Source organism: Planomicrobium sp. YIM 101495 (genome assembly GCF_009707665.1).
GTDB lineage: Bacteria > Bacillota > Bacilli > Bacillales_A > Planococcaceae > Planococcus.
Map to the genome: position 1 here is coordinate 311451 of NZ_WLZW01000001.1, position 25561 is coordinate 337011.

At 48.4% G+C, this 25561-nt stretch carries 30 protein-coding genes; 24 read left to right on the forward strand and 6 right to left on the reverse strand.

Annotated elements, in window-relative coordinates:
- Positions 1–201 precede the first annotated feature (201 nt).
- The 5 genes from GIW82_RS01625 (at position 202) to GIW82_RS01645 (ending at position 6026) form a co-directional block, all read left to right on the forward strand.
- A complete protein-coding gene (locus tag GIW82_RS01625) occupies positions 202–783 on the forward strand; it encodes a helix-hairpin-helix domain-containing protein (protein WP_230309137.1) in 582 nt (193 codons plus the stop codon).
- A 58-nt stretch (positions 784–841) separates the two neighbouring features.
- Positions 842–1414 (forward strand): ComE operon protein 2, encoded by a 573-nt coding sequence (locus tag GIW82_RS01630; RefSeq protein WP_154748180.1) that lies wholly within the window; start codon positions 842–844, stop codon positions 1412–1414.
- A gap of 83 nt (positions 1415–1497) precedes the next feature.
- Positions 1498–3687 carry a DNA internalization-related competence protein ComEC/Rec2 gene (locus GIW82_RS01635; protein ID WP_154748181.1) on the forward strand — a complete coding sequence of 730 codons (2190 nt, stop codon included), beginning with the start codon at positions 1498–1500 and terminating at the stop codon, positions 3685–3687.
- Positions 3688–4237: 550 nt separating this feature from the next.
- Positions 4238–5809 carry an amidohydrolase gene (locus GIW82_RS01640; protein ID WP_154748182.1) on the forward strand — a complete coding sequence of 524 codons (1572 nt, stop codon included), beginning with the start codon at positions 4238–4240 and terminating at the stop codon, positions 5807–5809.
- Between the two features lie 13 nt (positions 5810–5822).
- Positions 5823–6026: a hypothetical protein gene (locus GIW82_RS01645; protein ID WP_154748183.1), complete on the forward strand. Its 204-nt coding sequence runs from the start codon at positions 5823–5825 to the stop codon at positions 6024–6026.
- Between the two features lie 56 nt (positions 6027–6082).
- Here the strand turns inward: GIW82_RS01645 and GIW82_RS01650 are convergent, their stop codons facing one another.
- Entirely contained in the window at positions 6083–6886 is an 804-nt protein-coding gene (locus GIW82_RS01650) for a TIGR00266 family protein (RefSeq protein WP_154748184.1), read from the reverse strand.
- Positions 6887–7627: 741 nt separating this feature from the next.
- Between GIW82_RS01650 and GIW82_RS01655 the strand changes: the two genes are divergently transcribed.
- Entirely contained in the window at positions 7628–7885 is a 258-nt protein-coding gene (locus GIW82_RS01655) for a hypothetical protein (RefSeq protein ID WP_154748185.1), read from the forward strand.
- A 65-nt stretch (positions 7886–7950) separates the two neighbouring features.
- Here the strand turns inward: GIW82_RS01655 and GIW82_RS01660 are convergent, their stop codons facing one another.
- Positions 7951–8595 (reverse strand): SDR family oxidoreductase, encoded by a 645-nt coding sequence (locus GIW82_RS01660; protein WP_154748186.1) that lies wholly within the window; start codon positions 8593–8595, stop codon positions 7951–7953.
- A 207-nt stretch (positions 8596–8802) separates the two neighbouring features.
- Between GIW82_RS01660 and GIW82_RS01665 the strand changes: the two genes are divergently transcribed.
- The gene (locus GIW82_RS01665) at positions 8803–8991 is read left to right on the forward strand and encodes a hypothetical protein (RefSeq protein WP_154748187.1); all 189 of its coding nucleotides are present in this window, start codon (positions 8803–8805) and stop codon (positions 8989–8991) included.
- A 265-nt stretch (positions 8992–9256) separates the two neighbouring features.
- Here GIW82_RS01665 and GIW82_RS01670 read toward each other — a convergent pair whose 3' ends face one another.
- The 3 genes from GIW82_RS01670 to GIW82_RS01680 all read right to left on the reverse strand — a co-directional run bounded on the left by GIW82_RS01670 (position 9257) and on the right by GIW82_RS01680 (position 10638).
- Positions 9257–9472 (reverse strand): hypothetical protein, encoded by a 216-nt coding sequence (locus tag GIW82_RS01670; protein WP_154748188.1) that lies wholly within the window; start codon positions 9470–9472, stop codon positions 9257–9259.
- A gap of 84 nt (positions 9473–9556) precedes the next feature.
- Entirely contained in the window at positions 9557–9946 is a 390-nt protein-coding gene (locus GIW82_RS01675; protein ID WP_154748189.1) for a ribonuclease HI family protein, read from the reverse strand.
- Positions 9943–10638, reverse strand: coding sequence for a queuosine precursor transporter (locus GIW82_RS01680; protein ID WP_154748190.1), 696 nt, complete (start codon positions 10636–10638; stop codon positions 9943–9945). The genes GIW82_RS01675 and GIW82_RS01680 overlap by 4 nt, the downstream gene beginning before the upstream one ends.
- Positions 10639–10782: 144 nt before the next feature.
- Between GIW82_RS01680 and GIW82_RS01685 the strand changes: the two genes are divergently transcribed.
- On the forward strand, positions 10783–10983 hold the full coding sequence (locus GIW82_RS01685) for a zinc-finger domain-containing protein (RefSeq protein WP_154748191.1): 201 nt from the start codon (positions 10783–10785) through the stop codon (positions 10981–10983).
- Between the two features lie 139 nt (positions 10984–11122).
- Here the strand turns inward: GIW82_RS01685 and GIW82_RS01690 are convergent, their stop codons facing one another.
- Positions 11123–11335, reverse strand: a complete 213-nt coding sequence (locus tag GIW82_RS01690; RefSeq protein ID WP_154748192.1) for a cold-shock protein — start codon at positions 11333–11335, stop codon at positions 11123–11125.
- 203 nt (positions 11336–11538) lie between these two features.
- On the opposite strand from GIW82_RS01690, the gene GIW82_RS01695 reads away from it, so the two are divergent.
- The 16 genes from GIW82_RS01695 to GIW82_RS01770 all read left to right on the forward strand — a co-directional run bounded on the left by GIW82_RS01695 (position 11539) and on the right by GIW82_RS01770 (position 25525).
- Positions 11539–13416, forward strand: coding sequence for an ABC-F family ATP-binding cassette domain-containing protein (locus GIW82_RS01695; RefSeq protein ID WP_154748193.1), 1878 nt, complete (start codon positions 11539–11541; stop codon positions 13414–13416).
- 25 nt (positions 13417–13441) lie between these two features.
- Positions 13442–14578 (forward strand): conserved virulence factor C family protein, encoded by a 1137-nt coding sequence (locus GIW82_RS01700; protein ID WP_154748194.1) that lies wholly within the window; start codon positions 13442–13444, stop codon positions 14576–14578.
- A gap of 1176 nt (positions 14579–15754) precedes the next feature.
- Positions 15755–16051 carry a hypothetical protein gene (locus GIW82_RS01705; protein ID WP_154748195.1) on the forward strand — a complete coding sequence of 99 codons (297 nt, stop codon included), beginning with the start codon at positions 15755–15757 and terminating at the stop codon, positions 16049–16051.
- Between the two features lie 127 nt (positions 16052–16178).
- Positions 16179–17069: a TIGR01777 family oxidoreductase gene (locus tag GIW82_RS01710; protein ID WP_154748196.1), complete on the forward strand. Its 891-nt coding sequence runs from the start codon at positions 16179–16181 to the stop codon at positions 17067–17069.
- Between the two features lie 405 nt (positions 17070–17474).
- A complete protein-coding gene (locus GIW82_RS01715) occupies positions 17475–17912 on the forward strand; it encodes a BrxA/BrxB family bacilliredoxin (RefSeq protein ID WP_154748197.1) in 438 nt (145 codons plus the stop codon).
- A complete protein-coding gene (locus GIW82_RS01720; protein WP_370455957.1) occupies positions 17909–18703 on the forward strand; it encodes a class I SAM-dependent methyltransferase in 795 nt (264 codons plus the stop codon). The genes GIW82_RS01715 and GIW82_RS01720 overlap by 4 nt, the downstream gene beginning before the upstream one ends.
- Before the next feature lie 311 nt (positions 18704–19014).
- The gene (locus GIW82_RS01725; RefSeq protein WP_154748198.1) at positions 19015–19605 is read left to right on the forward strand and encodes a YpjP family protein; all 591 of its coding nucleotides are present in this window, start codon (positions 19015–19017) and stop codon (positions 19603–19605) included.
- 177 nt (positions 19606–19782) lie between these two features.
- Positions 19783–20727 carry a thymidylate synthase gene (locus GIW82_RS01730; RefSeq protein ID WP_154748199.1) on the forward strand — a complete coding sequence of 315 codons (945 nt, stop codon included), beginning with the start codon at positions 19783–19785 and terminating at the stop codon, positions 20725–20727.
- An 11-nt stretch (positions 20728–20738) separates the two neighbouring features.
- Positions 20739–21227 carry a dihydrofolate reductase gene (locus GIW82_RS01735; RefSeq protein ID WP_154748200.1) on the forward strand — a complete coding sequence of 163 codons (489 nt, stop codon included), beginning with the start codon at positions 20739–20741 and terminating at the stop codon, positions 21225–21227.
- On the forward strand, positions 21220–21969 hold the full coding sequence (locus tag GIW82_RS01740) for a lysophospholipid acyltransferase family protein (RefSeq protein WP_154748201.1): 750 nt from the start codon (positions 21220–21222) through the stop codon (positions 21967–21969). The genes GIW82_RS01735 and GIW82_RS01740 overlap by 8 nt, the downstream gene beginning before the upstream one ends.
- Positions 21970–22809 (forward strand): DegV family protein, encoded by an 840-nt coding sequence (locus GIW82_RS01745; RefSeq protein ID WP_154748202.1) that lies wholly within the window; start codon positions 21970–21972, stop codon positions 22807–22809.
- A gap of 16 nt (positions 22810–22825) precedes the next feature.
- Entirely contained in the window at positions 22826–23623 is a 798-nt protein-coding gene (locus GIW82_RS01750) for an SGNH/GDSL hydrolase family protein (RefSeq protein WP_154748203.1), read from the forward strand.
- Positions 23624–23638: 15 nt separating this feature from the next.
- Positions 23639–24211: a YpmS family protein gene (locus tag GIW82_RS01755; RefSeq protein WP_154748204.1), complete on the forward strand. Its 573-nt coding sequence runs from the start codon at positions 23639–23641 to the stop codon at positions 24209–24211.
- Positions 24212–24247: 36 nt separating this feature from the next.
- Positions 24248–24778 (forward strand): peptide-methionine (S)-S-oxide reductase MsrA, encoded by a 531-nt coding sequence (gene msrA / locus GIW82_RS01760; RefSeq protein ID WP_154748205.1) that lies wholly within the window; start codon positions 24248–24250, stop codon positions 24776–24778.
- Entirely contained in the window at positions 24775–25203 is a 429-nt protein-coding gene (gene msrB / locus GIW82_RS01765; protein ID WP_154748206.1) for a peptide-methionine (R)-S-oxide reductase MsrB, read from the forward strand. Before msrA ends, msrB begins: the two co-directional genes overlap by 4 nt.
- A gap of 106 nt (positions 25204–25309) precedes the next feature.
- Positions 25310–25525 carry a YozE family protein gene (locus tag GIW82_RS01770; RefSeq protein WP_154748207.1) on the forward strand — a complete coding sequence of 72 codons (216 nt, stop codon included), beginning with the start codon at positions 25310–25312 and terminating at the stop codon, positions 25523–25525.
- Positions 25526–25561 lie beyond the last annotated feature (36 nt).

Consider the following 25561-nt stretch of genomic DNA (forward strand, 5'->3'; position numbering starts at 1 on the left):
TGTTTCCAGCAAATTGGATGTACTGTGCGATTTGAGGCGAATTCTGTCCGATCCTAATTTCGTTACGAATTGGAAAAAATGATGGACACCTGCACTTAATTATCTTATAATTCATTCAACTCCATTTCATTACTTCCTTCGATTTAAGGAGGGACTCACCTGAACTTCACAGAACTTCGCTCAAAAGCCGGCTGGTTAATTTTGCCGGCGGTCGTTGGTGGCGGCTTGCTCGTCTATTCCTTAACGGGAGAAGAGCCGGCTGCGGTTACAGAAGTGCCATTCGATTTACCCCAAGCTGAATCCCCTCAGCCTGAACAACCTCAAGTAGAATTAATTCCGGAGATGGTCATGATCGACCTGAAAGGACAAGTGGCAGCGCCTGGCGTCTATGAATTGCCGGCGGGTTCCAGAATGACCGATGCCATCGACGCGGCCGGCGGTTTGTTGAAAGACGCCGAAAGTCGCGCAATCAACCTTGCCATGAAATTGCAGGACGAGATGACTGTCTACATTCCGAAAGTCGGAGAGGAAACGGTCGATTTGCCGAAAGTGGAAGCGGTCTCCACACCCGGCGCAGTTGCTTCTGAAGGTCTGATCAACATCAATACGGCGACAGCGGCAGATCTCGAACAGCTCCCAGGGATCGGTCCATCCAAAGCCGCCGCCATCATCGCACACCGCGAAGAGAACGGCGATTTTCCTGCAGTGGAATCGTTGACGGATGTGACCGGGATCGGCGACAAGACATTTGAAGCGCTGAAAGATTCCATTACCACGAAGTAGCGGTTGACGGCACGGACAGCTTTGCTAAACTTAGAAGAAAAGAGCAGGGGGCAATGAAATGGAGCGAATAACTTGGGATCAATTTTTCATGGCGCAAAGCCATTTACTCGCACTTCGGAGTACGTGTACAAGACTTGCGGTCGGTGCAACAATCGTACGTGACCGACGAATCATCGCGGGAGGCTACAACGGTTCGATTTCGGGCGGTGATCATTGTATCGACAAAGGCTGCTACGTTGTGGACGGGCATTGTGTGCGGACGGTCCATGCGGAAATGAACGCGCTTCTTCAGTGTGCCAAATACGGGACACAAGCAGGTGACGCGGACCTATACGTCACACATTTCCCGTGTCTACAATGTACAAAATCGATCATCCAGGGCGGCATTACGCGTCTATATTACGCTGCAGATTACCGCAACCACCCTTACGCCATCGAATTGTTGGAACAAGCGGGCGTCGAAGTGGTTCACGTGCCGTTTGACGAACGAAAAATCGATTTCCTGAGCGATGAAAAAACTGCTTTGTACTTGGAGATGCTCGAGAAGCTGCGCGAAAAAGGCGGAAGTGAAGAAGAATTGGCCTATTTTAGCGGGCGGGTGGAAGAGCTATACGGAAACCATTCAACGTAACGACATCAGTTTACTTATATCTTGCTATTACAATTGCACTTGCAACGTATGCAGCACATGAATCGAAGGTAGTCCTGACATTCATGGTGCTGCTTTTTATTTGGATTGCGTGGAAACGAGAACAGCCGGCCACGCATCTTTTGATCGGGATTTGCTGCATCGCTGTGTTCCTGCTGCAAGAAGCGCGTGAGCCGGCACCTCATCCGATGGAAGGGACGTACAGCGGCACACTCGAATTCCTCGCCAGCCCCAAACTGGACGGCGATCGGTTACGTGGGTTCGCCATGACGGAGGACGGTCTGAAAGTTTACGCAAATTACAAAATTCCACGTGCGGAGGAAAAGGACTGGCTAGACGCCAATCTTTCCGCGACCCGGTTTATAGTCAACGGTGCGTTCGAATGGCCAACTCCGCCAGCACACCGGTATGCGTTTGATATGAGCGATTATTTGAAGAAAAACGGCGCTTCGGCCATGCTCTCCGTATCGCGCATCAATTCTGTGGAACGAATCGATTCGTTCATGATCAAACTGGCAGCGCAACGTGAACGCATCAGTGCGCACATCCGACATACTTTCCCAGAATCCCTCGCAGCAGAGGCAGAAGCACTGCTCATCGGAGAGCGGGAACTGATGACGCTCGAACAGCAGCGAACATACCAAACACTCGGCATCACGCATCTATTCGCCATCTCAGGACTGCACGTCGGCATCACGGCAGGACTCGTCTATTTCTTATTGATCCGCTTGCGTGTCCGAAAAGAACCGGCACTCGTCGTCATGATCATCCTGTTGCCGCTGTATGCTATTTTAGTCGGCGGGGCACCGTCCGTCTGGCGCGCAGTTGGTATGGCTGTGGCGGTCTTTTCCTGCCGGCTGATTAAGGTTCGCATTCCTGTTTCACAAATTTTGCTCATCTGTTTCATCGTTGCGATCCTTTGGAATCCGTACACCATTCACAACATCGGATTCCAGCTTTCTTACGGTGCCACATTCGGCATCATTTACTCGATGAAATTCCTGGCTGCCTCCGACTCGAATTTGAAAACAGGCTTCTACATCACGTTCATATCGCAGATGACGCTTTATCCGTTGCTGCTTCTACACTTTTATGAAATTTCCTTATCGGCCTTTCTTGTCAACAGCTTGTTCGTGCCGTTGTATACAATTGTCATTCTGCCGGTGAACTTCATATTGCTTGCATTGTCTGCTGGCGCACCAGCTGTGAGTGGATGGGCATTTGCACTTTATGAACCGCTGCGGGCACTGTTGGAAAAATTCATGGAATGGCTTGCGTCGTGGCCGTATCAATTATGGAATCCAGGAAAACCGGAGTTATGGCTGGCTACCCTCATGTTTGCTTCAGTCTTTCTGTTTTATTGCCTAGCGGAAAAACGGCTCCATCCACGCTACATGGTGATAATACTCATTCCTGTATTGTTCGCAAGCTTGCTGCCTTACGCAGATAATGCGCTAAAAGTGACGTTCCTGGACGTCGGGCAAGGAGATAGCGCCATCATCGAGCTGCCGAACCGGAAAGCGGTATACGTCATCGATACGGGCGGGGTCTTGCGATTCGAAGGAGAAATTTTTCAAGAAAGACGACAAGTATACGAAGTCGGCAGGCAAGTGGTCGTCCCTTACTTGAAAGGGAACGGCATCTCGGGCATTGAGACACTCATCCTGTCCCACCCGGACGCGGATCATGCCGAAGGGGCGGAAGAAGTGCTTGAGCTGATCCGGACGAAAGAAATTCACGCGACACCTGGTACATTGGAAAATGAAGCCATGAAAGATATTATCCCTCATACGAGTCGCGCAGAACTTCATTTTCCTGGGGCCGGCTCTTCGTGGAGTAAAGGCGACGTAGACTTCCTGTATTTATCACCGACAGATTGGGAGTACGAAGGAAATGATGATTCGCTCGTCCTGCTCATGCAGCAAGATGACTTCAGCATCGTGTTCACGGGAGATTTGGAGCAGGAGGGCGAACGCGGGATCCTAACGGAGTATGGTCATCTTCTCGATGATGTCGCGGTCTTGAAAGTTGGACATCACGGCAGTAAAACATCCAGCGGGCAATCATTTCTAGAAGCACTCTCACCAGCAATATCCGTCTTCTCGACAGGTATCGACAACCGCTACAATCATCCGAGCCCAGAAGTCGTCGAACGTTTCCAAGCACTCTCGCTGCCCACCTTGAACACGGCCGACAACGGCACGATTGAAATCAAATACAAGGATGGCCAAATGTATGTGGAAACGAGCAGGTAAGGTTTGTGATTCATAGAGAAAGTTGGGTGTTTCATAGAAAGTCGCTTGTGGCTTAAGGACATGGCTCCCGAGGTAAGCTGAGCTAGACGCATCATAAATGGAGTTTGGGATGCGTCTCTGTGACCGTAGCGCAAAGCGCTATGAGAGCACGGGAACGCTCAACTTATTACTCCGCTATGTCAATGCGAGCCGCTTCCCTGGGATGGGGTTAATTGTTAGAGAGTGTCATCAGCATTTCTTTCTATTGTTAGGATAGAGATAAATTTTGGGGCGGCTGACTGTTTAAGCCGCTGAGGCTCTTTTTTAAGATTGAAGAGTGAGAGTGGGTATTGGATGAGAAATCTCTTTTTTGTCAGGGTTGCAAAAATAGGCGTAGTTTTTAGCTCTATTTTCAAGTGCGAAAAAACCTGCATCGCTGCGCTAGCTTCGCGACAAAGACATTGACCGATTTCATTCGGTCAACGTCTTCACGGCGATAAAATGCGAGAATAAAAGATTGTCGGTTCGGCTCGTTCGCATTATGATGAATGGAGAGAGGGAGGAATGATTTATGGCAACGGTCTGGCACGGAGGTACGATCTACACGATGGCGAATGAGGGCGAAACGGTGCAAGCGATGCTCGTCGATGAAGGTGTAATCAAAGGATTCGGTACATATGAAGAGTTGAAACAACAAGCAACTGTAGAAATCGATCTGCAAGGGAAGGCGGTCTATCCAGGATTTGTCGATAGCCATCTGCACATGATCGGACACGGCGAGAAATTGATGCGCGTGGATTTATCCAAAATTGATTCTTCCGAAGACATGCGGGAGCAGCTCGTTTTGCTGGCAGAAGATTTGAACGAAGACGAATGGCTGATCGGGGAAGGCTGGAATGAAAATAATTTCCCTGACCGCAAGATATTCCACCGATTGGAACTTGATGAAATTTCACATAATCCAATGCTGTTGAAACGGGTATGTCGGCATGCAATCCTTGCAAACTCAACAGCGCTCGCACTTGCAGGAATTACAAAAGATACACCGGATCCTAAAGGTGGCGTGATCGTACGTGACAAAGAAGGCGAGCCGACAGGGTATCTGCTTGATGCTGCACAAGAGCTTGTGGCAGTACATGTGCCGCCAGTCAGCGTCGACTATTTGACGAGAGCGCTACGCGTCAGCGTGGATAACTTACTGTCGCTTGGTTTGACGGGTGGACATACGGAGGATATGGCGTATTACGGGCATTTTTCTAAACCACTTCAGGCATTTAAAAATGTTGTCGGGAATGAAATTAAGTTCCGTGCGCATTTGCTCCGTCATCATCAGGCGTTCGAAGAGATGATGGAGACTGCGACGTATGCGGAGCCATTTGTCGATCCAGGTCCGATGAAGATCTTCGGAGACGGCTCGATTGGAGGACGTACAGCGTGGTTGAGCAAGCCGTATAACGACGACCCTTCAACAGATGGCGTCGCGATTCATTCGGACGAAGCATTGAAGGACCTCGTCGCGACAGCACGAAAACAAAGGGAAGCAATCGCAATCCATGTCATCGGTGACAAGGCTCTCGAACAAGCACTGGATGCGATCGAATTGCACCCAGTACCGGCAGGGAAACGAGATCGCCTCATCCATACGGTTGTCGTCAGAGAAGACCTCGTCGAGCGCATGAAGAAGTTGCCGGTCGTCCTTGATCTTCAGCCGAGCTTCGTCACGTCTGATTTCCCGTGGGTCGTCGAGCGGCTCGGGGAAGAGCGCTTGGAATGGGCCTATGCTTGGAAGAAGCTTCTCGACGCTGGCATCATCTGTTCTGGCGGTTCAGATGCACCGATCGAAGAAGTGAATCCACTGCTCGGCATGTACAATGCAGTCACAAGGCGCAATCCGGGGGAAATGCATGAAGGTTTCATGCCGGAAGAAAAATTGTCTCGTTTCGAAGCAATTCGCCTATATACGGTCGGAAGTGCTGAAGCGATTTGTAAAGAAGATGTGCGAGGGAAAATCAAGGAAGGTTTCGACGCAGATTTCACGGTAGTAGACCGCGATTTATTCGAAGGAGCGCCTGAACAATTCCTTGAAGCACAAATCGAAATGACGGTTGTAGCCGGTGAAATCATGTATAATCGTGTGGGATAAAGGAGTGGAAACAATGTCTATCGAAACAACTAAGCAAATGGAATTGCTCGAACGTGCCCAAAAGGCAGGCATCGATTTGAACAGTCCGAAAGCGTTCGTCACGTACTTGTTGCAACAAGGCGAAAAAGGATCTGTGCTGTCATTCTACAAGCCGAACAGCGTGGAATTTGATCTTGAAAAGTTCAATGAGCTTGTTGCGAAACTGACGAAAGCATAAAAAATTCATAAGAAAACGGAGAAAAGGAAGTTCCTTCTCTCCGTTTTTTTTGATTTCTAATTCCGGCCGCCAAGCAGATCGAACAATCCGCTGGCAGCACTGCCTTCACCTTGTGAACGTCCACCAGGTGTTTGCGGTGCAGCTGCAAAGACGCGGCTTGCCAGACGGGAAAACGGCAATGACTGGATCCAGACAGTGCCAGGACCAGTCAGTGTCGCAAAGAACAATCCTTCGCCTCCAAATAACGCGGTCTTGATGCCAGGAACCGCTTCGATGTTATACGTGACATCCGCAGTCATGGCGACAAGACACCCGGTGTCGACACGCAGCACTTCTCCTTTTTGCAGGCCTTTCCGGTGGATCGTCCCACCTGCGTGAACAAATGCCATGCCGTCGCCTTCAAGCTTTTGCATGATGAACCCTTCACCGCCAAAGAATCCAGCTCCTAAACGACGCTGGAATTCAATGCCGACTGAAACACCTTTCGCAGCAGCGAGGAATGCATCCTTTTGGCAAATGACTTTTCCACCGAGTCGGCTCAAGTCCATCGGAATGATTTTTCCTGGATAAGGGGAGGCGAAGTAGACGTGCTGCTTGCCGACGCCGTGATTCGTAAACGTCGTCATGAACAAACTTTCACCTGTCAGGACCCGTTTACCGGCTCCCATTAATTTGCCCATCAGTCCGCCGCTAGCGGATGAAGCTGAACCGTCCCCAAAAATCGTTTCCATCCGAATGCCGTCTTCCATCATCATCAACGCACCGGCTTCTGCGACGACCGTCTCCTGAGGGTCCAGTTCCACTTCCACGAACTGCATATCGTCCCCAAAAAGCTTGTAATCAATCTCATGGTTATTCATGCGTGTTCCTCCTTGGGTTTTTATATTCATTATACTTCTTATACGCAAAGCGGGGTGGGAAGTTTCAGATAGTTTGGAGATTGTGGGGAGGTTGTATTTTGAGAAGAGAGGGATGTCACATAGGAATCCGCTTCGTCGCTTCGGACAGGGCTCCCGGAAGAAGCCAAGCTGAAGAACGCTTGTCTCCTTCCTCCGCCCAGTCCAAACCACCTCCTCCGCTGGGTGTTGTGGGAGAAGTGGGAGTGAGGTGGAGCTTTCATTTTATTCTAATGTTGGTATTGAGTTGAATATTTGGGCGGCTGACTGCGTAGGCCGAGACTTTCAGATGATTTTGTGTGTAAAAGTTATCGGGAGCGTAGCATTATTGATCCCTTCTTATCCAGCATCGTATTGCAGCTGAAAATTGATGGGGGTTGACTATATGATCACGTGATACGACTTTGCCAACTTGAAGTACGATAAACTTCCTGAATTTGCCCGCTAATACTTGTCACCTTCTGATAGGACTAGAAGAAGGCACGGTATGCAGGGATCATCCCACTCCATAAAATTTTATGAAACTCCCGTTATCGAACGAGCTGAGCTGGAATGCAGGTCAGCTGGTCCTTAATTTGTCCATCTCCGCGCAAGATGCAGCTTCCGCATCCGCATAAAAAGATCATGCGGATCAAGAAATCACATACCGAAAATTCCGAAAATATGATATAATCCTTAGAAAGTACGTTAAATGGAGGACCTGCTATGCAAATCGCTTTATTGCTCATTATCATCGCAACGGCTGTATTTGTCGGCTTCGCTTCAAAGAAATTTTATGACAAGCCGCAGATCGTCAACTTTTCCATCGCATTGCTTATGATTCTTATTGTCATTCAAACATTGCTCATGCAACCGATTACGACGCTCGGTTACACGGCCATCGCGTTTTGTTCCATTGCCTTCATCATTCAGTTGATTCTTGGCATCCGCAATTCCAGAACGAGTGGAAACGTACAGGCTTGAGAGCTGGAAATTAAGAGGTTCTAATAGTAAAAAGCGAGGTACCAGAGTGGTCCTCGCTTTTTTATTCACAGATTAGCGATTGCTTTGTCGATCGGTGTGTCACCTGAGACGATGTCGAACGTTTGCTTGATGGTCTTGTCCTGCTGGAGGACGGAGAGCAATACACGTGCAACGTCTTCTCGTGGAATGGCTCCGGCTTCAAGTTCTTTTGCGAGTGCAATGTTTCCGTTACCGGCTTCGTCTGTCAGAAGTCCGGGGCGGACGATTGTGTAGTCCAGGCTACTTGCACGTAGGAGACGGTCTGCATGATGTTTCGCGACGTAGTAAGGTGCCATGGACTCGCTCCACGTTTCCCGTTTGTCCGCGTTGATCGCACTGACCATGATGAAGCGTTTGACTTTCATTTGTTCAGCTGCTTCAACCGCTTTCGCTGCACCGTCGAGGTCGATCAGTAACGTTTTGTCAGCTCCGGTCGCTGCACCACTTCCTGCAGTGAAGACGACAGCGTCGCAGTCCTTCATCGCTTCTGCGATATCAGAGACGTTCCCTTCAAGGCTTGTCAAAACAGATGCTGCACCGAGGTCGTCGAAGAAGCTGATCTGTTCCTGTTTTCTGACCATCGCTTTCGGAGTGAAAGCATCATTCTCTACAAGCAACTTGGTGAAAAGTTTCCCGATTTTCCCATTTGCGCCGATAATTAATACGTTCATTTGATCTCCTCCTTCTCCATACTGTAACGAAGAAAAAATCGGAAGTAAAACAAGCTGTTTTCTAAATATGCGAATTATTTCTAAATTGCCGAATAAATTGGGTATAATGGATTCATACATAATCGAAAAGGCAGACAGATCAATTCCGACATGCTGGCATCCAGTTCATTCGTTGGGAAGCCGGAAGTCAAAAGGAGGAGAAGTCCGTTGGAACCGAGAAGTGCCAAGAAAAAGAACCCGTACAATAAAGCATCCCGGTTGTCACCCGCGCTGATTGATGAGCGGTTGGACAAGCCGGCAAGCTCTTTTTGGGATGGCCTGGTCAATCTGTTTCTATTTTTACTTGGAGGCGTCATCTTGTGTGCGATGCTTTACGGAATTTTGATGTTTACATAGGTTTGCACCAGCTGGAAATGGTATGCTAGAAGAATCCTTTTCAGTGAATGGAGGAGGTAGCAGATGCCTTTATTGAAAGAAGTGAAAGAGGAGGAGGAAATCCGGAAAAAGAGGAACTTGGTGCGGGTCATCACGTGGATGGCGGTGGCTGTCGCGTTAGTCATCATTTGGTACGTGATGTGACGGTCGTTTTGAGAAGCTTGCGAGCGCAGGCTTCTCTTTTATTGCATAAAAAAAAGGAATCACTAAAGATTCCTCTTACTTGTTATCGGCGTGGTGCATTACCGTTCGCACTTCGGTTTTTAAACGTGTTATATAAATTATAGAGCGTAAAGACAAGTGCAAGTGTCACGATGACGATCGAGATGACCGGATAAGTGGAGAATCCGTTTTCCGAAATCTCACGCACTCGTCCGATTAAGATGATCGGTGCAATGACTACGATGAAGATGTCCAAGGCCGTACCTACTTTTGATCGCATAAAATTCCTCCTGAATGTGCTGTTGTTTTCAGTCTAGCAGAAGGGCGTCCGTCCGTCTTCTTTGAAAGTCACATCGGACAGAAATTATTTGTGTTTCCGGAGTTCCGTCCGTGCGAGTGCATCTGCGGCACGATTTTGCGAATCCGGAATCCATTTGATAAAGCAATAGTCGAACGTGTCGGCGAGTTTCAACGCTTCTTCCAGGAGCGGTTTGAAGACGGGGTTTTTCGTGAATCCTTTATCGAATGCGTCCGTCACCACTTTGGAGTCCGACTTAATGGACAGCATGCCGCTCGACAAGTCGGCTGCAAGCTGCAATCCTTTGACGAGGGCCGTGAACTCGGCTTCATGGTTGTCCATTTCGCCGACGTATTCACTGGTCTGTATATGGTGGTCTTCGCCTTTTAGGAAAACACCGATCGCACTGACTTTCGGGGAACCGGCAGTCGCTGCGTCGACAAACAATTCAATCATAGGGATTCCTTCTTTTCATCAAGTGGTGTGATGCGTTTCGCTAAATAGCCGAACGGTGTATCCATGAATGAGATGATGACTTTCAAGACATATGTACTGATGAAAATTTGGAACCAAATATCGAGCGAATAGACGCCGTAAAAAGCGATTCCGGTAAAAATCAGTGTGTCGAGCAATTGACTGAGCACAGCCGATCCGTTGTTGCGAATCCAGAATTGCCGATCGGACGGAAAGATTTTTTTGATGAAAGAGAAAATGATGACATCCAAGTGCTGGCTCGTCAAATACGCGATCATCGAAGCAATGGCGATTTGTGGAACAAGACCGAAGAGCGTCTCAAGCGATCCTTGTGCAAAATCGCTTTCGCCTGGAATGAATTTTACCCCGAATTGCATCGTCAAGACTAGGACGAGCAGGGAAGAGAAGCCAAGCCATACCGCTTTTTGCGCTTGTTTCTTTCCGTATTTCTCATTCAGGATGTCGGTAGCAAGAAATGTAGATGCATAAAGACTGTTGCCGAGTGTGGCAGTCAGCCCGATGACTTCGATTGTTTTCGTCACTTGGATATTCGCGATGATCGATGCGATCGCTACCCACGCGAATAGCCCAGTTTTGCCGAAGAGCTTATACATCGTAAGCAACATGGCAAAGTTGAACAGGATAAAAATGAGTCCTAAAATTTCGTTGAACAAAAAGATTCCTCCTTAGTTTTGGTAAAGCGGGAGTTTTCGAACCGCTGTACATAAAAATTGCCCTCTGATAGTATAGCCATTGTTGCAAAAAAAGACAACGGAGGAGTAGAATGGACGAATGGCGATTAATTAAGGGGTGAAGGCATGAACAAATTGACAGTGATCAAGGAAATCGATGAAACGATGGAGCGATACTGTGAAAGCTGTTTCATCAGGAAGCAAATCCGGAAAGAACAGGGGAAGACTGCTGCTCACCGCTTTTGTATCAGCTCTTGTACGATCGGCTCCCAACTGCAGTTTCTCGGCAATGAATTGAATAAAATTGGTGTAGACCATAAAGTATGAAAAAAAACACTTTTGATTCTGTCGAATCAAAAGTGTTTTTTGTATAGAGAGCCGCCAAAAAATAGGCCGCTTCCTGACCAGTATGTGGGCCGAGAGCAACCTGAAAGAATGGAAAAGTTCAGCATGCTGAATGGAAGGATCAGCTTTCGCTTTCAATTTCGATTACGTTTGCGGCTTGCGGGCCACGATTTCCATCGATGATCTCGAAGGAGACAGTCTTCCCCTCTTGCAAGGTACGGAAGCCGTCACCTTGAATGCCTGTGAAATGGACGAACACATCATCGCCATTGTTGCATTCGATGAAGCCATAACCTTTTTCAGAGTTGAACCATTTAACCGTTCCAAGCTGCATGAGCGTTCCCCCTATTCAATGATTGCATATGGCCGCCAATTGCATAGCGATTGGGTACAATATACCGTAAATTGTCGGAATCGTCAATAAACATATAGAAATTTACATAACATAATTATGTAAACAAAAAGAATGCATTAGCTGAAGTATGTCGCTGTTTGTGCTATCCTTTGATGGAGACTATATAGAACGGACGGAGATTTATGAGCCATTTGAATGTCAGCAATCTAACGAAAACAGTAGGGGACAAGACACTCTTTGAAAAAATCGGTTTTAATTTATACCCAGGTGAACGCGCTGGACTGATCGGAGTGAACGGGACAGGGAAGTCGACGTTGATGTCGATTCTTGCGGGAGAACTCGATGCAGATAGCGCGACGATGGATCACCCGAAAAAATACACGATCACGTATTTGAAGCAAGAGCCGGAGTTTGATGAAGAAGCGACTGTACTTGAAACGGTCTTCTCAGGTGACTCACCGGTCCTTGCCTTGAACCGATCATACGAGCAGGCATTGAAGAACATGATGGTGGATTCCTCATCGGTCGAGCTGCAGGATGAACTCATGAAGATTCAGGAAGGCATGGAGCGCGAGCAGGCGTGGGACTTGAACGCTTTGGCGAAGACTGCCTTGACGAAGCTTGGCATCGATCAATACGATCAAGTGATCAGCGAGCTTTCTGGTGGCCAGCGTAAGCGTGTCGCACTGGCGAAAGCACTGATTGAACCGGCGGACTTGATCCTACTGGATGAGCCGACTAACCATCTTGATGCGGAATCGACAGAGTGGCTGCAGGAGCAATTGCTGCGCATGGATAGTGCGATGCTTTTCGTGACGCACGACCGTTACTTCCTTGATGCCGTTTCGACACACATCTTCGAATTGGCCGACAAGACCCTTTACAGCCATAAAGGGAACTACGGGGATTATATTGAAGCAAGAGCTGTCCGGGAAGAGATGCAAGCTTCTACACAGCAAAAACAGCAAAACCGTTTCCGCGCTGAACTGAAGTGGATCAGAAGAGGTGCGAAAGCGCGCTCGACGAAACAAAAAGCCCGCATCCAACGCTTCGAGCAGTTGCAGGATGACGTCCAACAGGAAAACGATGGCACGTCATTGGAGCTGTCGATGACAAGCACTCGGCTTGGTAAGAAAGTCGTCGAAGGGGAAAATGTCGCGTTCCATTACACGAACCGCGAAATCATCCGGTCATTCGACTTCTTGCTACAAGGCGGAGACCGAATCGGGATTGTCGGCGCGAACGGTGCCGGCAAATCGACACTGATCCGCTTGATCGCAGGTGAACTCCAACCGACATCCGGCTTGATCGAATACGGCTCTACAGTGAAGATTGCCCATTTCACACAGCACTTACCAGAAATGGACGAGCGACAGCGCATGATCGAATGGATTCAAGAAACATCGAACGACTTCGAAGCGCAAAAAGGTGTGCGGATGTCCGCAAGTCAAATGCTCGAACGTTTCTTATTCCCGTCTAGCAGTCACGGGACAGTCATCGGCAAATTGTCCGGTGGAGAGCGCAAACGCCTTTATTTATTGAAACTGTTGATGGAGCAGCCGAACTTACTATTACTCGATGAGCCAACGAACGACCTGGACATCCAAACGTTGTCGGTATTGGAGAGCTTCCTGGAAGAATTCCCTGGCGTCGTCATCACGATTTCCCACGACCGTTTCTTCCTGGACCGCATCGCGCGGAAAATCTGGTCGATCGGGCAAGGCGAAGTCGAAGAATATCTCGGTCTGTACACGGACTTCATGAAAGAACAGAAGAAACAGCCGGAACAGAAGTTTGAAAAGCGTGAGTCTGAGCAAAAGACTGCGCCTAAAAAAGAGAAGAAAAAAATGACCTTTAAAGAACAGAAGGAATATGAAACGATTTTAGACGATATTTCTTCATTGGAACAACAAATCGAAGACATCGAAACTGAAATTGAACAAGCGGGTGCAAATTACGACAAGCTGCGCACGCTGACCGAGCAATCTGAAGCACTGGCCAAGGCATATGAAGAAAAGGTTGATCGCTGGAGCTATTTGCAGGAAATTGCCGAGTCATGACCTACTAATCGCTGGAGGGATTCACTTGAAAATCATTACAATCGAACCAACACCAAGTCCGAACACAATGAAAATTGTCATCGATCAAGAATTACCATTTGGCAAAAGTCATAACTATTCGAAAGACAAACTAGAAGGCGCACCAGCTGAAATTTTGAAGCTGCTCGAAATCCAAGGAGTAAAAGGTGTTTACCACGTAGCCGATTTCCTTGCGCTTGAGCGCATTGCAAAATTCGACTGGGAGCCGATTCTCGGAGAAGCACGAAAAGTCTTTGGTGAAGAAGGTGGAGCGGCTGGCCAGGAATTCGAAGCTGACGAACACTTCGGGGAAGTTTATGTCCATGTACAAGAATTCAAAGGCATTCCGCTGCAAGTGAAAGTATTCGACTCTGGGGGAGAAGAACGATTCGGCTTGCCGGAACGTTTCTCAATCGCGATGAGCAAAGTGCTCGACCCGACGGAAGAAAACTATTTGCTGCAGCGCAAATGGGCTGATTACGGTGTGCGCTACGGCGATAAGAAAGAAATTGGCCAAAGTGTCATCGAAGAAATCGAAGCGGCTTACCCGGATGAGCGTCTCGACACATTGACGACTCCACAAGAACAAAGTGAAACAGAAGCTGCATCACGCGGCAGAAAGGTCAGCCTCGCTGAATTCCAAGCGGCAGTGGACTGGGAAACACGCTTCCAACTGCTTGATCAAATGATTGAAGCAGACGAAAGCGACCTTGAGCTACTCGGAGCGGCTTTGGAAGACGAAAAAATGTCCATCCGCCGACAAGCTGCCATTTACCTCGGCGACGTCGACGACAAAGCTGCTGTACCATACGTGGAAAAAGCGATGAAAGACAAGAGCTGGGCGGTCCGCCGTACAGCTGGTGACACGATCAGTGACCTCGGTTTCGAAGAATTCGAACCGATCATGATTGACACATTGCAAGATAAAAACAAACTCGTCCGTTGGCGTGCAGCCATGTTCTTGTATGAAACAGGAACAGAAGCGAGCCTTCCAGCATTGAAAGACGCGGAAAACGATTCGGAATTCGAGGTCAAGCTGCAAATCAAGATGGCCATCGCCCGCATCGAACAAGGCGAAGACGCCAAAGGCTCTGTCTGGAAACAAATGACCGAAGCGAGACAAGCTATCAAAGACCAATCATGAACTGAAAACTGATTATGCTAGCGCCCGCAAGAAGTTTGTGGGCGTTTTTCTATTTATAATCGATGAGTGGCTGAGCTGCATTCTTCCCGCGGGTACGGTCATAATTAAAGATCGGCTGACCTGCATTTCAGAGTTTCGCGAGTTGGAGGCGCTGTGCCGAGCCTCCTCGATCGCTTCGCAAACTGCGGGGTCTCGACATAGCTTTAACCCTCCGACACGCTCACTTTTCCATTCCGGCTCAGGCTCGTTCGAGAACGGGAGAGGTGTAGCTTGCTGGAGATTTGGTTGATCCAGGCGTAGTAGCCATCGTCGCATTCGATCAGAAGGTGTCAGATATTTGTGAGTGATTTCAGGTTTCATGCTGATTTTGGATTTAGTCGCGACTCAACATAAACTAATCTCGACTCAGATTTTCACTCTTGAAAATGAGCGAGCAGAAGAATAAATATCGTACCTCGAGCTGGCATGAGTAGTGCTTTTCAATTTGTGCGATTCCGTCACTTAACGGTAAAAATTCCTCTTATCTGAAAGCAATGAGCAAAATGAGCGCTGATAAGGGTAAAAAAAATACCCCTATTGGCTCCGTAGATGGAAAATCGAACGACTTTCCAATGTATAACGGTAAAAATTCCTGTTATTGAAGCTGGAAATGCCACATTTTGCGGAATAGGGGTAAAAACTACTCCTATTTTGCACTCCTGTCGAAAAAGAGATCTCTCATGCGTCACTCGCTCTCACTATTCAACTCTCAAAAAAAGAATCCCAGCGGCCTACGCAGTCAGCCGCCAAACAAGTACGAAACACCATAATTAGAATGTAACGCTCGCAATCACTACGCCACCATTTCTCCAGCAACACCCAGCGAAGTGGCTGGCCTGGACATGGCGGAGGGATAAGATGAGCGGTTCCTAGCTCAGCTTATCCCGGGAGCCCTGTTCGAAGCCGCAAGCGAATTTCCATGCGCCACCCGATTTCACTTTTTCACTCTCCAAAATTAGAACCACAGCGACTTATGCAGTCAGCCGACTTCCGGGAGCCCTGTCCGAAGCGACGCAGCGGATCCTACAGAGACACCCGATTTCTAGTTCAAATCAAACAATTTCCCCGCCCCTGGTTTTCAAAAACATGAAAAGAGGAATAGGACTGGACCCCCCCTACGGAAAGGAAGTGTTCAACATGAATGAAACCATCTACGCAATTGAACTTTTGCACCAAGGCAAATACGATTCTTGGGAATTTTCATCCGAACAAGCACGCGACACCTTCTACGAAAAAACAAAGAACCATTTTGACGGAAGGGAAATCGCAAACAAAGAAACGGCAGACGATAAGGAAATCGTCCAGCTGTCTGCCACAAATCTCAACAAAGAACTAGGCAGCGGCGAAGGCAGGCCAGTGCCATATGAATGGTACGAAGCGGCAGCTTTTGAAGACATGCATGCCTTTATCGTCGAGCAGTACAAAGCCAAATAATCAAATTTCCATGACACATGCATCCCATTCGAACTAGCGGGTGCATGTTTTCGTTTAGTAAGATGAATCCTCGAGTGGCTCTCCGTCGTCCTGCTGAGTAGAACGAATGAAAGCTGGAGGGGTAAATATGAGAAATAAGATCGTCATCGCAGGAGGTACCGGTTTTATCGGTGAATATTTGAAAGAACAGTTCGAGCGTTCTGCCTATGAAGTTCTCATCGTTTCAAGGCGGAAAGGCCACGTGCAATGGAACGATCCGATCGGCTTGCGGGATGCGGTCGACGGTGCGGAAATGTTGATTAATCTAGCGGGGAAATCGGTCAATTGCCGCTATACAACTGAAAACAAGCGGGAGATTTATAATTCGCGTACGGAAACGACGGAGAAGCTTGGCTTCGCAGTCCAGGCGAGTGCACGTCCACCTGCGCTTTGGATCAATGCGTCGACTGCCACGATTTATCGGCATGCGGAAGATCGGCCAATGACAGAAAGTGAAGGGGAGATCGGTACAGGATTCTCTGTCGATGTCGGGAAAGCGTGGGAAGATTTCTTTTTTGGTTTCCAGTTGCCGCATACAAGAAAAGCGGCACTGCGCATTTCAATCGTGCTCGGCAGTCGAGGCGGCGTCATGGTTCCGTACCAGAGATTGGTGAAGTTCGGACTCGGTGGCAAACAAGGGAACGGCAAGCAAATGTTCAGCTGGATCCATATTGATGATTTGTATCGTATGATCTTATTCTTGCAAGAGCAAAACCATTTGAACGGCGTCTTTAACTGTGCAGCGCCACAAGCGGTGACAAACAAACAATTCATGAAAGAGCTTCGGAACCAGATGAAACGCCCGATCGGCATGCCTGCGACATCCTGGATGCTCGAAGTCGGTGCCGTCATGATCGGGACGGAGACTGAATTGCTGCTGAAAAGTCGTTGGGTAGCGCCGGAACGGATGATCAACGCAGGATTCCAATTCCGCTATCCGAAACTTTCGGATGCACTGGCGGAAATCACGAAAAAATAATCGATAATAAAACCTTCGAAGCGTGAAAACCTCATTGCGTTCGGAGGTTTTTTCTTATTCTGCAACTAAGTTAGCAGATACTACAACCAAGTGCTCCTGCTTCTGCATCGCTTCGCTGCTTCGTCGCAGAAGTAGTGGGCAGACTGTCTCTGCCTATTACTTTGCAACCAAATTCGAAATTCTACAACCAAGTGCTCCTGCTTCTGCATGGCTTCGCTGCTTCGTCGCAGAAGTAGTGGCCAGACTGTCTCTGCCTACTACTTCGCAACCAACCACCCCGATTCTACAAAAAACCTATCTCCGCAAACAACGGACATGAAACAAATCGCCCTTTGCGTTAGAATGGAAATGGGAGATGAATAAAATTCAAGCAATAACGATAAACTACAGAAAGAGGGAGAAAATATGAATGCTTACGATGAGTATATGAAGGGCATCGTCACACCGATGCGCAAAGAGTTGACAGACAATGGGTTTACGGAATTGACGACTGCAGAGGCTGTGAATGAACATATGGCTGAGGCGGAAGGGACGAGCCTTGTTGTTATCAACTCGGTTTGTGGTTGTGCGGCTGGACTTGCACGCCCTGCTGTTATCGAGGCATTGGAGACGGCGGACGTGAAGCCGGATCACCTTGTGACGGTATTCGCTGGACAGGACAAAGAAGCGACGGCACAAATGCGGAATTATTTCGAGGAAGTGCCGCCATCCTCACCATCTCTTGCGATTCTAAAAGGCGGCCAGCTTGCTTATTTTATTCCGCGTGAAAAGATTGAAGACCACGACGTGGAAGAGATCCGCGACGAATTGGCGCAGGCGCTGACACAAGTAGTTGCAGAGTGAAGACGGTCGTAACAACTGCTTACCGCCCGACGACAAAAACCATTGAGGAAGCTGCGCGTATCGCGGACTTGCTCGGATGTACTGCAGTGGAGCGGCGGAAGCGGACGATCGAACAGATTCAGGAAATGGAGCAGGCGGACGTTGTCGTTGCTGCGAAGAAGCGGTTGGAATATTATCCGGTCGGTACGTCCGATCCGTTTTTCTTCCATCCGAGTTCTGCCGCTTTTCGGACGAAGCGGCAGCCGGAGGAAGACCCCTTTCTTGAAGCAACCGGACTCTCGGAAGGAGATTCCTTGCTCGACTGCACGCTCGGAATAGCATCAGATGCCATCATGGCTGCGGTGATGGCTGGAAGCGCCGGACGAGTGGTCGGCTGTGAAAGTCAGCCGGTCATCGGACTCGTCGTCAAAGAGGGTTTGCAGCGCTACGAAGAAGTGCCGCGGCTATGTGAAGCGATGCAGCGGATCGAAGTCGTTCTAAGTGATGCAGTTACATATTTGCAGAACTGTGCGGACGGATCATTCGATATCGTCTACATGGATCCGATGTTTTCTGAAGCGATTGGGGAGTCGTCGAACTTCACACCGATCCGTCAAGCTGCTGTCCACGGAGGGCTGACGGAGGAGTGGGTCACACAGGCGAAGCGGGTTGCGAAGCGAAGAGTCGTTTTGAAAGCGCATTTCCGTTCAACGGATTTCGAGGAGTTCGGATTTGAACGCAAGATCAGGCCGAATACGAAATTCCATTTTGGCGTCATCCATTTGGAGCGCGGGAATGTGTCGGAACGTTGAACGATTGAAGCTTCTTTAATCCAAAAGAGAAAAGGACTGCCCTGAGAGAAATGAAATAAATCTCGCGGGGCAGTCCTTTTTTAAGTTCGTCTGATTAGTCAGTTATGCTGAGGGAAGTCAAATACCCAAGCATTAACAATAGGCCGAGGCCCATCAACCATGATGCATCCATGAAAAAATTCCTCCTTTTTTTCAAAAAACAAACCCTATTGCTATAGCTTTATTGTACAATGAATGGAGAAAAGAAGAAACCTTAATCATTACAATTCGTCAAAATGATAGACCTAATACATAAGATGAAGGTGATTACATTGAAAAAATGGTGGCAAAAGTCGATTATTGCACTTGTAGCAGTCGTCACACTCGGTGCGATTTCACCCAATCATGAAATTTGGGAAACATTACGGGACGATAAAGATCAGCCGAAGTCTTACGCTGAAGAAGAGCGGCAACAAGTTGTCTATGACCTTGTCGATCCGAGTGAAGTGTATTACCAAGACCGTTTCATCTTGGAGAACGTCCGGAAAACAGCTGAAGAGCAAGCTTACCTGAAGTTCGGTTCGCGCATCGGCCCTGTTATCCAGGGCGAATTCGATTCGGTCATTATGCCGAATATCCAGCGTGCGATTGATTTGCACCTTGGAGAGTTGCCAGCGGAATCGTTGAACCGTCTCGCAATCTCTGAAAAACCTGCGGGCGATTATTCGGAGAAAATCTTCCACATTTACGATTCGGAAACGAATAAGGATGCGATCCGCTTCCACGTGCGAACGGAGAAAAAGCCGCAGGAAGGGTTTTTCTTCAACTTCCATTACCATCTGGCGGAGGATGATTTCCAGCGGCATATCGAACTTGGCGATATTTACTGGTCGAAAAACACACCACCGAAGTGGCTATCATGAAATTTTCGAACCACCCGCGGCTAATCGCCGATCGGGTGGTTTTTTGTATCATGTATGAGATGCTAAATCCCTTGGAATATGCGAAAATAGCTTTATGAAGACGAATCCGCCTGCTGGATTTTGAAAAGGCAGGTTTCGGGTATAGTGAGTATGGAAAGAAACAGGAGGAGACGAGCAATGAAACAATATTTAGATCTTTGCCGCCATGTTTTGGAGAATGGAGCGCGCAAGGAAGATCGTACTAGGACCGGGACGATGAGTGTCTTCGGCCACCAAATGCGATTTGATCTCCAAGAAGGGTTTCCTCTGATGACGACGAAGAAGACAGCATTCCGGCTGATCGCATCTGAGCTACTTTGGTTTATTAAAGGTGATACGAATATACGGACGCTTCTAGAAGCAAACAACCACATTTGGGATGAGTGGGCTTTTGAGAAATGGGTGTCGGGCGAAGGGTACGACGGGCCAGACATGACGGATTTCGGCAAGCGCTCCCAAATGGATCCGGAATTCGCTACACAATATAAAGAACAGATGGCGTATTTCCGTGAACGTGTATTAAGTGATGATGCATTCGCTGGAAAATACGGGGATCTCGGTCCGGTTTACGGAGAGCAATGGCGATCATGGCCGACAACGAGCGGCGGTTCGATCGATCAGCTGAAGAACGTCATCGAATCGATTCGGAACTCGCCGGATTCAAGACGCCACATCGTGACGGCTTGGAACCCAGAGTTCATCAGCCAGCAAGCGCTGCCACCGTGCCATACGCTGTTCCAGTTTTACGTGGCAGATGGACGGCTGTCTTGCCAGTTGTACCAGCGCAGCGCAGACGTGTTCCTTGGCATGCCGTTCAACATCGCATCATATGCATTGTTGACGCACATGATCGCGCGTGAATGTGGTCTCGAAGTGGGGGAATTCATCCACACGACGGGCGATACGCACTTATACATGAACCACCTCGAACAAGTGAATGAGCAATTAAGTCGTGACCCGAGAACACTTCCTAAGCTTGTGTTCAAGGAAGGGGCACCATCAATCTTTGAAATGGAACTGACAGATCTCGGCATCGAGGGATATGATCCACATCCGAGAATATCCGCACCAGTTGCTGTGTAAGGGGGAATTTGATGATTTCGTTATTAGTCGCACATGATAGGGAGTATGTAATAGGGAAAGACAATGAATTACCTTGGCACATCCCGGAAGACCTCGCTTATTTCAAGCGGCAGACGATGGGCAAAGCGATGGTGATGGGGCGAAAAACGTTCGAGTCCATCGGCAGACCGTTGCCAGGCAGGAAAAACATCGTCTTGACTGGAAACAGAGAGTATCACCAAGAAGGGGTCGAAATCGTCCACGATCTGGACGAAGCAATCCGGCTTGCGGGAGAACATCATGAAGAAGTGATGATTATCGGAGGCGAACAGATCTTCCGGGCGACATTGCCGCTTGCAGACCGTTTATACATCACATACATCGACCATGATTTCGAAGGGGATACGTTCTTCCCGGAATACGGGAAGGGATGGAAACGCGTGTCAGAAACCGAAGAATACGTCTCCTCTGGAATTCCTTATCGGTATCAAGTGTATGAGCGCAGCGACGCTAATGTTTAAGTCGATCCGTACATTTTCATTCTTATTTGGATATTTGCCTGCCGCAGCGATGAATTTGAAGCGCTTCAAAGCAAGGAAAGCTGAGTTATCAACGGAAGAGTATGCAAAGCTCGTCCATACCGAGCCACAGAAATGGTCGAGAGGCATTATGCAAAGAGCAGGGAGCACGGTTGATTTACGGGGCGCTGAACTGTTGCCAGACGGACCGGTGCTGCTTGTTTCGAATCATGAAGGCAACTTCGACATTCCCGCCCTGCTCAGCTCGATAGAGAAGCCATTTGCTTTTATTTCCAAAGTAGAAGTGAAGAAGCTCCCAATCATCCCGACGTACATGGAGGAAATGAATTGTGTCTTCCTAGACCGGACGGACCGGCGGAGTGCCTTTAAGTCGATCGAGGATACAGTCGAAAAGTTAACGGCTGGCCAGTCGATCCTCATTTTTCCGGAAGGCTCCAGAAGTAAAGGACAAGGGCTCGGGGATTTCAAGTCCGGCTTCACGCGCATCGCGAAAGGAGCGGCAGTCCCGGTTGTCCCGATTGCGATTTCCGGCACATCGGAAATCATGGAGAAAAATGGAAATAAGATTAGACCAGCACGTGTGCACGTTGAAATACTCGAACCGATCCTTCCCGAACAAGTCGCTGATATGGACGCTAAACAATTGATTGGTACAGTCCGCGAAGAAATCGAGAAGGCACTCGAACAAATACAATTGTTGATGGAAGAAAGGAAGGTGGATTGAATGGCAGCGATTCGCATCGTTACGGATTCTACATCCGATTTGACGAAGGACATCATCGAAAAACATAATATTACCGTAGTTCCGCTTAATATTCAGATCAAAGGGAAAACATACTTGGACCGGGTAGACCTTGAACCGCGTTCTTTCTTGGAGCTGATGAAGAAGAGTCCGGAATTACCGAAAAGCTCACAGCCTGCACCAGGGATTTTCAAGGAAATCTATGACGAGCTAGGCAAGAACGGCGATCAGGTCCTGTCGATCCATATGACAGGCGGTATGAGTGGGACAGTAGAGTCTGCACAAGCAGCTGCTGAACTGGCAGATGCAGACGTGACCGTCATCGACTCACGCTACATTTCACATGCATTGACATTCCAAGTGCTGGAAGCTGTTGAACTGGCGGAGCAAGGAAAGTCGATGGACGAAATTGTAAAGCGACTTGAAAAAGTGAGACAGAATACGAAATTGTACGTCGTTCTTGATACACTCGATAATATGGTCAAAGGTGGACGGATCGGAAAAGGGCGTGCCATGGTCGGATCATTCTTGAAGATCAAACCGATCGCATCGCTTGATGATGGTTCCTATACACCTGTCGCGAAAGCGAGAAGCTACAAACAAGTTGTTCAATTCTTGATGGACGATTTCCTGAAACGTACTTCAGGGAAAGTTGTAAAAGGCATTGGGATCGCCCATGCAGGCGCTCATCAAATGGGAGATCCTTTATATGCACAATTGAAGGAAGCAGGCCATGACAATATCAAGATGGATTACACTACGCCTATCATTTCCACGCACACCGGCCCTGGTGCAATCGGCTTCATGTTCTATACGGATTAATAAGGAGGAACGACTTTTGAAACGCATCCTGTTTCTTATTGCCTCCATCGCCTTCTTAGCAGCAGGATGCAGTCCGGCATTTATTTTTGGAACAGACGAGGCTGAGCCTCGTCTTTCGCCTTCCTTCGAAGAATACGTCGTTCCGCCAAATTTTGTTCCGCGAACAATTATCATGACTGCCCTTGGTGACTCGCTCACACAAGGTGTCGGGGATGAGGAACAGTTGGGTGGATATGTCGGAAGGCTCGCTGCTGATATGGAAGAGTGGGACGGAGTAGAAGACGTGATCATCGAAAATACGGCGAAACGTGGAAGGCGAAGTGATCAATTGCTCAAATTGTTCGAGGAAGGGGAAGTGGACGCACCTGTTGCGGAAGCGGACATCCTCGTCATGACGATGGGTGGCAATGATTTGATGAAAATCGTCAAACGCGATTTGTTTTCACTTGATGAACAAGACTTTTACGACGAATTGGAGTTGTATGAAGAGCGTCTGCAGGAAGTCTTCGACTCGATCAGAGCGTTGAATCCGACTGCACCGCTCATTGTCATAGGTATCTACAATCCCTTCTCTCTATTGACGGATGAAGTGAATGAATTCGACGAAATTTTAACGGCTTATAATGATTCGGTGGAAGAGCTCGCTGTGAATGATCCACAAGCATGTTTCGTTCCGGTTGCGGATCTGTTTGTCGGCAACGAATCACTTGTTTACCATACAGATTTCTTCCACCCGAACAGTAACGGCTACGACACGATGACAGAACGGGTCATCGAACGGATGGAAGAATGTGGATTCCATCAACCTGAATAAAGAGGAGAGTGGCACATGAAATTTTGGAAGTTCGCTTTTTTTGCGTTGCTTGCGCTGAACTTGCTCGCTGTAATCGGCGTCGCCATTCTCGCCTTGACGCCAGCGAAGGATCACTCGCTTGAATCCTTAGTTTCTTCAGAGGAAGGCGAGGGGAATTCGGTCGTCGTACAAACGACAAAGGCAGATTTCGAAGGCATCGCGAACACATATATCGAGCAGGAGATGGCCGATCAGCCGATCCCGCTCCAATTATCGCTCGACGACGATGTCAGTTTGTCGACAGAGATTCAAGTCTTTTCATTGAGTTTGCCAATCCAGTTACGTTTTGAACCATACGTTCAGGAAGACGGCAATTTACTGCTTGTGCAAGAATCTGTCGGAGTCGGCTTGTTGGATATTCCGCCGGCGGATGCGTTAAAATTATTGAGAGACTCCGTATCGTTACCGGATTTCATGGAAGTCCGACCAGAAGATGAGACGGTGCTGCTGAAGTTGTCGGAAATTCCGATCGGCAGCGGCATCGTCGTGCGTGCTGAATCATTCGATCTTGAGAATGATGATATCCGGCTTCGTGTATCATTCCGTTAAACGGGGAATAAAAGCTCCATGAAAGGAAGTGGGCAGATGGCATTGGCAAAAGCGACATTTGCAGGTGGTTGTTTCTGGTGCATGGTCAAGCCGTTCGATAGCTTGCCTGGCATCGAAGCGGTCGTCAGCGGATACACCGGCGGGGATTTACCGAATCCTACCTATGAGCAAGTATGTACGAACAAGACCGGTCACATGGAAGCGGTCCAGATCACATACGATCCGGACATCTTTCCGTATGAACAGCTGCTGGATGTATATTGGTCCCAAATTGACCCGACTGATGGCGGCGGGCAATTTTTCGATCGCGGGGAATCGTACGGAACCGCTATTTTCTATCACGATGAAGAACAGCGGCTCGCTGCTGAACTATCGAAGAAGAAGTTGGCGGACTCCGGCAAGTTCAATCAGCCGATCACGGTGAAGATCTTGGAAGCGAAACCGTTTTACGAAGCGGAAACATATCATCAGGATTACTACAAGAAAAATCCGGCTCACTATAACCGATATTCTGTCGGTTCGGGCCGCGCTGCATTCATTGAAAGAAATTGGGGTGGAGAGGCATGAAGAAAGAAGAATTGAAACAGACGTTGACACCGATGCAGTATCACGTGACACAGGAAAGCGGCACAGAACCACCGTTCCGTAACGAATTCGATGCGCATTTCGAGGATGGTATTTATGTGGATATCGTATCCGGCAAGCCATTGTTCAGCTCGAAGGATAAGTTCGATGCACATTGTGGTTGGCCGTCATTTTCCAAGCCGATCGAATCGGAGGAAGTGACCGAGCACTTTGACGATAGCCACGGCATGAGACGTACGGAAGTCCGTTCTTCCACGGCTGACAGCCATCTTGGGCACTTGTTCCCGGACGGTCCATCAGAACTTGGTGGCTTACGCTACTGCATCAACTCAGCAGCACTTCGTTTCGTTCCGAAAGCGGACTTGGAAGCGGAAGGCTATACGGAATACAAGGCGTTATTCGAATAACAGAGGCAAGCCCGGTCATTTGGCCGGGCTTTGTTGTTCGCGACTCAATCGTAAGGGAGGAAAGCCGGAAGCGGGCATATAGTTTGCTTGCGCTTCCGCAAGGACGATGAAAAAATCCTTTTATCATTTTGCACAAATACATCGGGGAAAAATGCACGCCGATGAATTTTCACGATTCGGCGATGCGGTCTTTTTAGATCACAGCTTCCCGAAAACATCCTCCGACTTCGATGACCTGTCACGGTATATCGAGGAAAAGGCTCATCCACATATGACAGCGGCCGTCTTTGATCAATTATGGGAAGAATATGTGCGTACGTGAGGCTCTTCGTTGCACTGCGTAAGAAAAACCAGTATG

Coding starts and splice junctions, on each gene's coding strand:
- GIW82_RS01630 (WP_154748180.1), top strand. CDS start 842: ATGGAGCGAATAACTTGGGATCAATTTTTCATGGCGCAAAGCCATTTA.
- GIW82_RS01635 (WP_154748181.1), top strand. CDS start 1,498: ATGGTGCTGCTTTTTATTTGGATTGCGTGGAAACGAGAACAGCCGGCC.
- GIW82_RS01640 (WP_154748182.1), top strand. CDS start 4,238: ATGGCAACGGTCTGGCACGGAGGTACGATCTACACGATGGCGAATGAG.
- GIW82_RS01645 (WP_154748183.1), top strand. CDS start 5,823: ATGTCTATCGAAACAACTAAGCAAATGGAATTGCTCGAACGTGCCCAA.
- GIW82_RS01650 (WP_154748184.1), bottom strand. CDS start 6,886: ATGAATAACCATGAGATTGATTACAAGCTTTTTGGGGACGATATGCAG.
- GIW82_RS01655 (WP_154748185.1), top strand. CDS start 7,628: ATGCAAATCGCTTTATTGCTCATTATCATCGCAACGGCTGTATTTGTC.
- GIW82_RS01660 (WP_154748186.1), bottom strand. CDS start 8,595: ATGAACGTATTAATTATCGGCGCAAATGGGAAAATCGGGAAACTTTTC.
- GIW82_RS01670 (WP_154748188.1), bottom strand. CDS start 9,472: ATGCGATCAAAAGTAGGTACGGCCTTGGACATCTTCATCGTAGTCATT.
- GIW82_RS01675 (WP_154748189.1), bottom strand. CDS start 9,946: ATGATTGAATTGTTTGTCGACGCAGCGACTGCCGGTTCCCCGAAAGTC.
- GIW82_RS01685 (WP_154748191.1), top strand. CDS start 10,783: ATGAACAAATTGACAGTGATCAAGGAAATCGATGAAACGATGGAGCGA.
- GIW82_RS01690 (WP_154748192.1), bottom strand. CDS start 11,335: ATGCAGCTTGGAACGGTTAAATGGTTCAACTCTGAAAAAGGTTATGGC.
- GIW82_RS01695 (WP_154748193.1), top strand. CDS start 11,539: ATGAGCCATTTGAATGTCAGCAATCTAACGAAAACAGTAGGGGACAAG.
- GIW82_RS01705 (WP_154748195.1), top strand. CDS start 15,755: ATGAATGAAACCATCTACGCAATTGAACTTTTGCACCAAGGCAAATAC.
- GIW82_RS01710 (WP_154748196.1), top strand. CDS start 16,179: ATGAGAAATAAGATCGTCATCGCAGGAGGTACCGGTTTTATCGGTGAA.
- GIW82_RS01715 (WP_154748197.1), top strand. CDS start 17,475: ATGAATGCTTACGATGAGTATATGAAGGGCATCGTCACACCGATGCGC.
- GIW82_RS01730 (WP_154748199.1), top strand. CDS start 19,783: ATGAAACAATATTTAGATCTTTGCCGCCATGTTTTGGAGAATGGAGCG.
- GIW82_RS01735 (WP_154748200.1), top strand. CDS start 20,739: ATGATTTCGTTATTAGTCGCACATGATAGGGAGTATGTAATAGGGAAA.
- GIW82_RS01740 (WP_154748201.1), top strand. CDS start 21,220: ATGTTTAAGTCGATCCGTACATTTTCATTCTTATTTGGATATTTGCCT.
- GIW82_RS01745 (WP_154748202.1), top strand. CDS start 21,970: ATGGCAGCGATTCGCATCGTTACGGATTCTACATCCGATTTGACGAAG.
- GIW82_RS01755 (WP_154748204.1), top strand. CDS start 23,639: ATGAAATTTTGGAAGTTCGCTTTTTTTGCGTTGCTTGCGCTGAACTTG.
- msrA (WP_154748205.1), top strand. CDS start 24,248: ATGGCATTGGCAAAAGCGACATTTGCAGGTGGTTGTTTCTGGTGCATG.
- msrB (WP_154748206.1), top strand. CDS start 24,775: ATGAAGAAAGAAGAATTGAAACAGACGTTGACACCGATGCAGTATCAC.
- GIW82_RS01770 (WP_154748207.1), top strand. CDS start 25,310: ATGAAAAAATCCTTTTATCATTTTGCACAAATACATCGGGGAAAAATG.